The 7,330-nt window shown below is 69.6% G+C and carries 8 protein-coding genes; 3 read left to right on the top strand and 5 right to left on the bottom strand.

The window, feature by feature from the left end; all coding sequences use genetic code 11:
• Together MR1_RS19250 and glnA are read right to left on the bottom strand one after the other, a co-directional pair.
• The coding region (locus tag MR1_RS19250) for a DUF2510 domain-containing protein (protein WP_157517877.1) at window positions 1-175 on the bottom strand (175 nt) is incomplete at its 3' end.
• Between the two features lie 164 nt (window positions 176-339).
• Window positions 340-1,764 (bottom strand): type I glutamate--ammonia ligase, encoded by a 1,425-nt coding sequence (gene glnA / locus MR1_RS02950; RefSeq protein WP_067243198.1) that lies wholly within the window; start codon window positions 1,762-1,764, stop codon window positions 340-342.
• A gap of 122 nt (window positions 1,765-1,886) precedes the next feature.
• On the opposite strand from glnA, the gene MR1_RS02955 reads away from it, so the two are divergent.
• Complete coding sequence (locus MR1_RS02955; protein WP_067243199.1) at window positions 1,887-2,315, top strand: RDD family protein; 429 nt, start codon at window positions 1,887-1,889, stop codon at window positions 2,313-2,315.
• 56 nt (window positions 2,316-2,371) lie between these two features.
• On the opposite strand, the gene MR1_RS02960 is transcribed toward MR1_RS02955, so the two are convergent.
• The gene (locus MR1_RS02960; protein WP_067243200.1) at window positions 2,372-2,866 is read right to left on the bottom strand and encodes an ATP-dependent zinc protease family protein; all 495 of its coding nucleotides are present in this window, start codon (window positions 2,864-2,866) and stop codon (window positions 2,372-2,374) included.
• 17 nt (window positions 2,867-2,883) lie between these two features.
• On the opposite strand from MR1_RS02960, the gene MR1_RS02965 reads away from it, so the two are divergent.
• A complete protein-coding gene (locus tag MR1_RS02965) occupies window positions 2,884-4,077 on the top strand; it encodes a RimK family alpha-L-glutamate ligase (RefSeq protein WP_067243201.1) in 1,194 nt (397 codons plus the stop codon).
• Window positions 4,078-4,140: 63 nt separating this feature from the next.
• On the opposite strand, the gene MR1_RS02970 is transcribed toward MR1_RS02965, so the two are convergent.
• Window positions 4,141-4,851 carry a DUF4191 family protein gene (locus tag MR1_RS02970; RefSeq protein WP_067243202.1) on the bottom strand — a complete coding sequence of 237 codons (711 nt, stop codon included), beginning with the start codon at window positions 4,849-4,851 and terminating at the stop codon, window positions 4,141-4,143.
• 157 nt (window positions 4,852-5,008) lie between these two features.
• On the opposite strand from MR1_RS02970, the gene MR1_RS02975 reads away from it, so the two are divergent.
• On the top strand, window positions 5,009-6,499 hold the full coding sequence (locus MR1_RS02975; protein WP_067243203.1) for a hypothetical protein: 1,491 nt from the start codon (window positions 5,009-5,011) through the stop codon (window positions 6,497-6,499).
• On the opposite strand, the gene MR1_RS02980 is transcribed toward MR1_RS02975, so the two are convergent.
• On the bottom strand, window positions 6,484-7,330 hold an 847-nt coding region (locus MR1_RS02980), incomplete at its 5' end, for a 2-oxo acid dehydrogenase subunit E2 (protein ID WP_174522503.1). The two genes, MR1_RS02975 and MR1_RS02980, sit on opposite strands and share 16 nt — an antisense overlap.

Here is a 7,330-nt window from a genome sequence, read left to right on the forward strand (position 1 = left end):
CGGGCTCGGGCGTGACCGAGGCTGCGGCGTGCGACGTCGCGGCCGTTGCGGCATCCGCAGGGGGCGTCGCCGGGGCGGCCGGGCGCAGGTGATCCGTCCACTGCTGTCCGTCCCACCATCGCAGGCCGCCGGAGCCGCCCGGATCCGAATACCAGCCCGCTGCAGGTGTGGTCATCGTCGGCGGCCCCCTCCGTATCAGCGGGGTCCGCCCCCGCCGCGACGGGATTCAATCTAGCAAACGAGCGAGGCTGATCCCGGCGGATGGGCCGAGACGCCACGAGGGCCTGACTTCCGCACGACGGTGCGGAAGTCAGGCCCTCGAACCAGAGGTTCCGGAGGTCACACCCCGAAGTACAGTTCGAACTCGTACGGGTGCGGGCGCTGGGCCATCGGCAGGATCTCGTTGTTGTACTTGTAGTCAATCCAGGTCTGGATGAGCTCCTCCGTGAACACGCCGCCCTCGAGGAGGAAGTCGTGGTCATTGCGGAGCGCCTCGAGCGAGTCCAGCAGCGAGTTGGGCACCTGCGGGATGTTCTTGGCCTCCTCCGGCGGGAGCTCGTACAGGTCCTTGTCGATCGGCTCGAGCGGTTCGATGCGGTTGCGGATTCCGTCCAGGCCGGCCATGAGCTGCGCCGCGAACGCGAGGTAGGGGTTGCCCGAGGCGTCCGGCACCCGGAACTCGATGCGCTTGGCCTTGGGGTTCGATCCCGTCAGCGGGATGCGGATCGCGGCCGAGCGATTGCCCGCCGAGTACGCGAGGTTCACGGGGGCCTCGAAGTGCTTCACGAGACGGTGGTAGCTGTTCAGCGTGGGGTTGGTGAAGGCGAGGACCGCGTGCGCGTGCGCGAGGAGGCCGCCGATGTACCAGCGCGCGGTGTCGCTGAGCTGGCCGTAGCCGTTCTCGTCGAAGAACAGCGGCTTCCCGTCGAGCCACAGCGACTGGTGCGTGTGCATGCCCGAGCCGTTGTCGCCGAAGAGCGGCTTCGGCATGAAGGTCACCGTCTTGTTCCACTCCTGCGCGGTGTTCTTGACGATGTACTTGAACTTCAGGATGTCGTCGGCCGCATGCACCATCGTGTCGAAGCGGTAGTTGATCTCCTGCTGCCCGGCCGTACCGACCTCGTGGTGCGAACGCTCGAGCGCGAATCCGGCGTCGATGAGACGCAGCGTGATGTCGTCGCGCAGGTCGGCGGTCTTGTCGACGGGGGAGACGGGGAAGTACCCGCCCTTGAACGGCGTCTTGTTGCCGAGGTTGCCGCCCTCCTCCTCACGGCCGGAGTTCCAGGCGGCCTCCTCGGAGTCGACCTTGTAGAAGCTCTCCCCGGCCGTGACCGAGTACCGCACCTCGTCGAAGATGTAGAACTCCGCCTCGGGCGCGAAGTACGCGGTGTCGGCGATGCCGGTCGACGCCAGGTACTGCTCGGCCTTCTTGGCGACCTGGCGCGGGTCCTTGCTGTAGATCTCGCCGGTGCGCGGGTTGTAGATGTCGAACACCATGACGAGGGTGCTCGCCTCGCGGAACGGGTCGATGTACGCGGTGGTGACGTCGGGGATCAGCTGCATGTCCGACTCGTGGATGCTCGCGAACCCGCGGATGGACGAGCCGTCGAAGAGCTGGCCGTTGACGAAGAAGTCCTCGTCGACGGTCGAGGCCGGGATGTTGAAGTGCTGCTGCACGCCGGGCAGGTCGGTGAAACGGATGTCGAGGAACTTGACGTCGTTCTCGCGGATGTACGCAAGGACGTCTGCCGGATCGGTGAACATGCATCAACTCCTGAGGGAACGGGTGGGGCCGAGCGGCCTGTGAGCAGGCTACGGCGGCGGAATTTCCCGAGGGTGTCTGCCATGTTTCGGGCGTGTTACACGCCGTCGCCTAGGCTGGAGGAATGGCCGATCCTGTGCAGACCTACCCGGGTGAACGACTCGGTCTCCCCACATCGGGCACCGGGAGCGTCGGCCGGATCGGGCGGCGGATCGCCGCACTCGCGATCGACTACGCCGCGGCGACCATCATCGCCATGGCCTTCTTCGGCTTCCGGCAGTTCGACCTCCCGCAGGAGGCGGGGCTGTCGCAGTTCGCGCCGCTCATGGTCTTCGCCGTGATGCAGATCCTCTTCATCCCGACGATCGGGGGGAGCCCCGGGCACCGCCTGGTGGGGCTCCGGCTCGTGATGCTCGGGGGTGGATGGACGGGCGTCTGGCGTCCGGTCGTCCGCACGCTCCTTCTTCTGCTGATCATCCCCGCCGTCGTCTGGGATCCGGATCAGCGCGGGCTCCATGACAAGGCGGTGGGCACGGTCCTGATCCGGGCGTGACGGCGCGAGCGGCGGATGCTCCTGCGAACCGCTGGGGGATGCGCAAGCCGCTGTCCTCAGGCGACGGGCGCGGCGCCTCGGTTCCGGCGGCGGAAGTCCTTCGGAGCCTTGCCGCCGAGGAAGGAACGGGCGGGGTCGATGACGAAGCCCTGCCGTAGCGCCTCGCGCCCGATGAGCATGCGGAAGCCCATCTCCGCGCGGTTGCTGAGTGTGACCTCGGCCGTCACGCGGCGCCCGACGAGGAGCAGGTCCAGGAGGACGACGACGCGGCGCTGCGCGTGGCCCGACGAGCTGCGGACGTCCCGTCGATCGAACACGGGGAGCTCGACCGGCACCAGCTCGTGAGCGCCCTGCCAGGGACGGACGTCGAAGCGGACCCACGGCTCGCCGTCGCGATCGAACTCGCGGATGTGCTGGGCGTGCAGCGAGGAGCTGCGCGCGCCGGTGTCGATCTTCGCCTTGATCCACGGGACTCCGACGTCCGGCAGGCTCACCCACTCGCGCCACCCCGTAAGGGTGGTTGAATGAGATGACCGATCCACAACGTCCATCCTGGCAGGAAATCTCAGTGAAGCTCGCCGTGCTCTCGCGCGCCCCTCAGGCCTACTCCACCCAGCGCCTCCGCGCCGCAGCCCTGCAGCGCGGGCATCAGGTGAAGGTGCTCAACACCCTGAGATTCGCGATCGACCTGACGTCGGACGAACCCGACCTGCACTACCGGGGAAGGCCGCTCAGCGACTACGACGCGATCCTGCCGCGGATCGGGAACTCCATCACCTACTTCGGCACGGCGGTGGTCCGTCAGTTCGAGCAGATGGACGTGTACACGCCGAACACCGCCAACGGCATCTCCAGTGCCCGGGACAAGCTCCGGGCCAACCAGATCCTCTCCCGCCACAACATCTCCATGCCCGCCACCGCGTTCGTGCGCAACCGCGCGGACGTCCGCCCGGCGATCGAGCGCGTGGGCGGAGCGCCCGTCGTCATCAAGCTGCTGGAGGGGACCCAGGGCATCGGCGTCATCCTCGCCCCGCAGGTCAAGGTGGCCGAGGCGATCATCGAGACGCTTCACTCGACCAAGCAGAACGTGCTGATCCAGAAGTTCATCGCGGAGAGCCGTGGGCGCGACATCCGTGCGCTCGTGGTGGGTGACCGGGTCGTCGCGGCGATGCGCCGTGTGGCCAACGGGGACGAGTTCCGCTCCAACGTGCATCGGGGAGGGACCGTGGAGCCGGTCACGCTGGACCCCGTCTACGAGCAGACCGCCGTCCGCTCCGCGCAGATCATGGGCCTGCGCGTGGCCGGGGTGGACATGCTGGAGGGCGAGCACGGTCCGCTCGTCATGGAGGTCAACTCCTCGCCCGGCCTGCAGGGGATCGAGGAGGCCACGAACCTCGACGTGGCGGGTGCGATCATCGACTACATCGCCGGGCAGGTCGCGTTCCCCGAGATCGACGTCCGGCAGCGGCTGACCGTCTCGACCGGGTACGGCGTCGCCGAGCTGCTCGTGCACGGCGGTGCCGACCTCGTCGGGAAGACGCTCGGAGAGTCCGGGCTGTGGGAGCGCGACATCACCGTGCTCACCCTGCATCGCGGGGTCTCGGTCATCCCCAACCCGCGAAAGCACCAGGTGCTGGAGGCCGAGGACCGGCTGCTGTGCTTCGGCAAGCTGGATGAGATGCGCTCGATGATCCCCGAGCGTCGGCGTCGGCGCGCCAAGGTGCGCAAGCTCCCCAAGGAGCCCCTGCCGCCCGTCTCATAGGCGGACACGCGGAAGCCCCGGCGCTCACGGAGCGGCCGGGGCTTCTGGGCTCGGGAGCCCGGGTCAGCGCGGACGAGGGGCGCGCGCCTTGAGCGGGTCGATGCCCTTCGGGATCGGAAGCGAGGACAACGACTGCGACACCGATTCCAGCCGCTTGATCACCGCCGCCATCGTCGCCTTGTCGATCGCCTTGGGGAGCTTCTTGATGGTCTTGGTGAGCTGGTCGATCGGGACCTCGTCCTCGCCGTGGCCCAGGTAGTACACGTTCACCGGGACGCCCTGGGCGACGCGCAGCGCCTTCGTGCGCTCCTCCTTGACCAGACGCGTGAGCCGTCCGCGCGCGCCTTCGCCCACCACGACGATGCCGCCGCGTCCGACCGCGCGGTACACCGCCTCCTGCGTCTTGGGGTTGACGCCGACGGGAGTGTCGGACGCCTGCCAGTTGCGCCCGAGGCTCGTGCTCAGCACGTGACCGGCCGCCCCCGGCATGCCGTCGATCTTCTTGTACATCGCGCTCGTCGACAGCCGCGTCATGGTGAACATCGCACCGAGCACGCCGACCATCAGACCCGTGATGGCCCAGAGGATCAACGACCAGATCTGGAAGGGCGGGATGAGATAGCCCACGATCAGCCCGACGAGCACGCCGGCGATCAGGATGGCGATGAGCAGCCACGGCAGCCAGGAGTACTCCTCCCGCGTGAAGCGGTAGAGCGACTTGATCTGGGAGAAGAAGCCCGGACGCTTCTCCGGCTGAGGACGACGATTTGCCATGCCTTCCAGCCTACCGATTCCGTCCGCCGGATCCTGCCCGTCTCGCGACGGGCGAACACGTCACCGTCGTCCTCCCCGAAGGACCGTCCACGTCGGGTTGTGCACCGATCGTGCCGGCGGGGGAGCGACGGGACCCGGGGTCGGCTCAGATGGGCACATGAGTCATCTCCGAGACGGCGAGCCCGAGGCGCTGCACCGCGCCCATCGCACCGTTCGCACCCTGAACCCCGGCGAGGGTCCCTTTCCCGGACGCCTGGTCACGGATGCTCGGGAGGAGGTCCGGGTCTGCACGGACGCGGCGGGGCTCGTGGGATGGTCGGGGTGGCGATACGCCGGCGCCGAGCACATCGTCGGCCCGGTCGATCTCGTGCGCCGGTCCGACGGTCATGACGTGCTCCTTCCGTGGTGCGTGCAGACGGTGGAGCAGGCGCTGCGCATGCGACGGGCGGCGGAGGCGCCGCTCGCCGCCGGCGAGACGACGACGCTGGTCGCGAGCGTGCTGCGCGGGCTCGTCGAAGCGGGCGAGGACACGCTGTCGGGCGGATGGTGGCTGACGGCGGACGGGCGCCCGATGTTCGTGATCGGTCGGGGCTCTTCCATCGAGGAGGCCACGCGCGGCATCATCGATGCGCTCGCCTCGCAGGCGCGTGACCGTGCGCTCGGCCGCCTCCTCCAGCGGATCGGCGAAGGTCTCGGCGATGATCGGCGCCGCCTGCCGCACCGTGCCGGCGGGTGGGAGCGGGAGCTGCTGGAGCTTGCTGCGCCGAAGCCGCTCGGCGGCGCCGCCACGCAGCCGCCGACACCGGTACGGGCACGCGAGCTCCGGCGGGTCGTGGAGGATGATGCCCGCGCGCGATCCCTTGTCGCGGAGGACCACGCCCACCCGAGCCGGTCACGCCGTCCGCGGCTCCGCTTCCTGCGGCGAACGTCGGAGGATCTCGGCGCGGGAACCTGGCCCGCGCGGAGCGAGCGCACCGTGGCGTCGAGGCTCTCCGGCGTCTTCCTGCGTCCGGTCGGCGCACGGATGTGGAGCGCGCTCCGGAGGCTGCGAGGGTCGCGCCCGGCATCGCCGCCGGCCGCGTCGGCACCGGAACGGCGATGGCGCCGTCCGGTGCTCGCGGCCGGCGCGGTCGCCGTGGCCGTTTCGGCGGCCGGGATGCTGTGGCCGAGCGCGCCCTCTGTCGGAGGGACGGAGCCGCCCCCGGAGGCGTCGACGCCGAGCGGGAACGCGGCGAGTTCGGTCCCGGGGGCGTCGCCCGCCGCAGATGCCGAGCAGAATCTCGTCGTCGCCTCGCCGAACCCGATGCCGGAGGAGACGGCCTCGCCTCTCGACGCGGTCCCTGCGCTTCTGAGCGCTGCGGAGGCCTGTGAGGCGACGGAGGAGGCGGACGCCTGCGCAGGGGCCTGGGTCCCCGAGCTCCGGGACACGGGGAGCCCAGGTGCCGGCAGGGCGATCGCCGTGGACGGCGACGCCGTGCTCATCGAGGACTACGGCGATGTCGCCGCCGTCCGGCTCGATCGGGAGAGAGGCGCTTCGCAGATGCTCGTCCTCGTGCGCACAGACGACGAATGGCGGATCCGCGACGCCTACGACGTCGGGGATCCGCCATCCGAAGAGGCTGGACCGGAGGGTCAGACTCCGAGCTGAGCCGAGAAGTCCGCGGCCTCGAGGCGAGCCTTGACCGCGCCGAGGAAGCGCGCCGCGTCGGCGCCGTCGATGATCCGGTGGTCGTACGAGATCGCCAGGAACACGTAGGAGCGCACGGCGATCGCGTCCACGCCGTCCACGGTCACGACGCCGGGGCGCTTGAACACGGTTCCGGTGCCGAGGATCGCGGACTGCGGGAGGAACACCAGCGGGGTGTCGAAGAGCGCGCCGCGCGAGCCGGTGTTCGTCACCGTGAAGGTGCCGCCGGCCAGCTCGTCGGGCTTCAGCTTGTTGTCGCGCGTACGGGCCGCGAGATCCGCGATCTCATGGGCGAGCTGGGCGAGGTTCTTCGACGCCGCGTCACGGACGACCGGCGTGAGCAGTCCGCGCTCGGTGTCGACCGCGATCGAGATGTTCTCGGTGGCCGGGTAGACGATGTTGTCCCCGTCGACCGTCGCATTGATGATCGGGAACGACTGCAGAGCCTCCGCCGCGGCGAGCGTGAAGAAGGGCAGGAACGACAGCTTGTCGCCCGTCTTCTGCTGGAAGGACCCCTTCACACTGTCGCGGTAGGCGGCCAGCGCGGTGACGTCCACCTCGACGAAGGTCGTCAACTGTGCCGTCTGCTGCATGGACGCAACGGCGCGCTCGACGACCACCTTCCGCAGGCGGGTCATCTTCTGCGTCGTGCCGCGCAGCGGCGAGACCTCGCGCGGCGCCGGTGCCGCTGCCGCGGGTGCTGCGGCGGCGGCCGGGGCGCTCTGGGCGGCGTTGAGCACGTCCTCCTTGCGGATGCGCCCGCCGACCCCGGTCCCGGTGACGGTGGCCAGG

Origin of the sequence: Microbacterium resistens NBRC 103078 (genome assembly GCF_001552355.1) — a bacterium.
Lineage (GTDB): Bacteria > Actinomycetota > Actinomycetes > Actinomycetales > Microbacteriaceae > Microbacterium > Microbacterium resistens.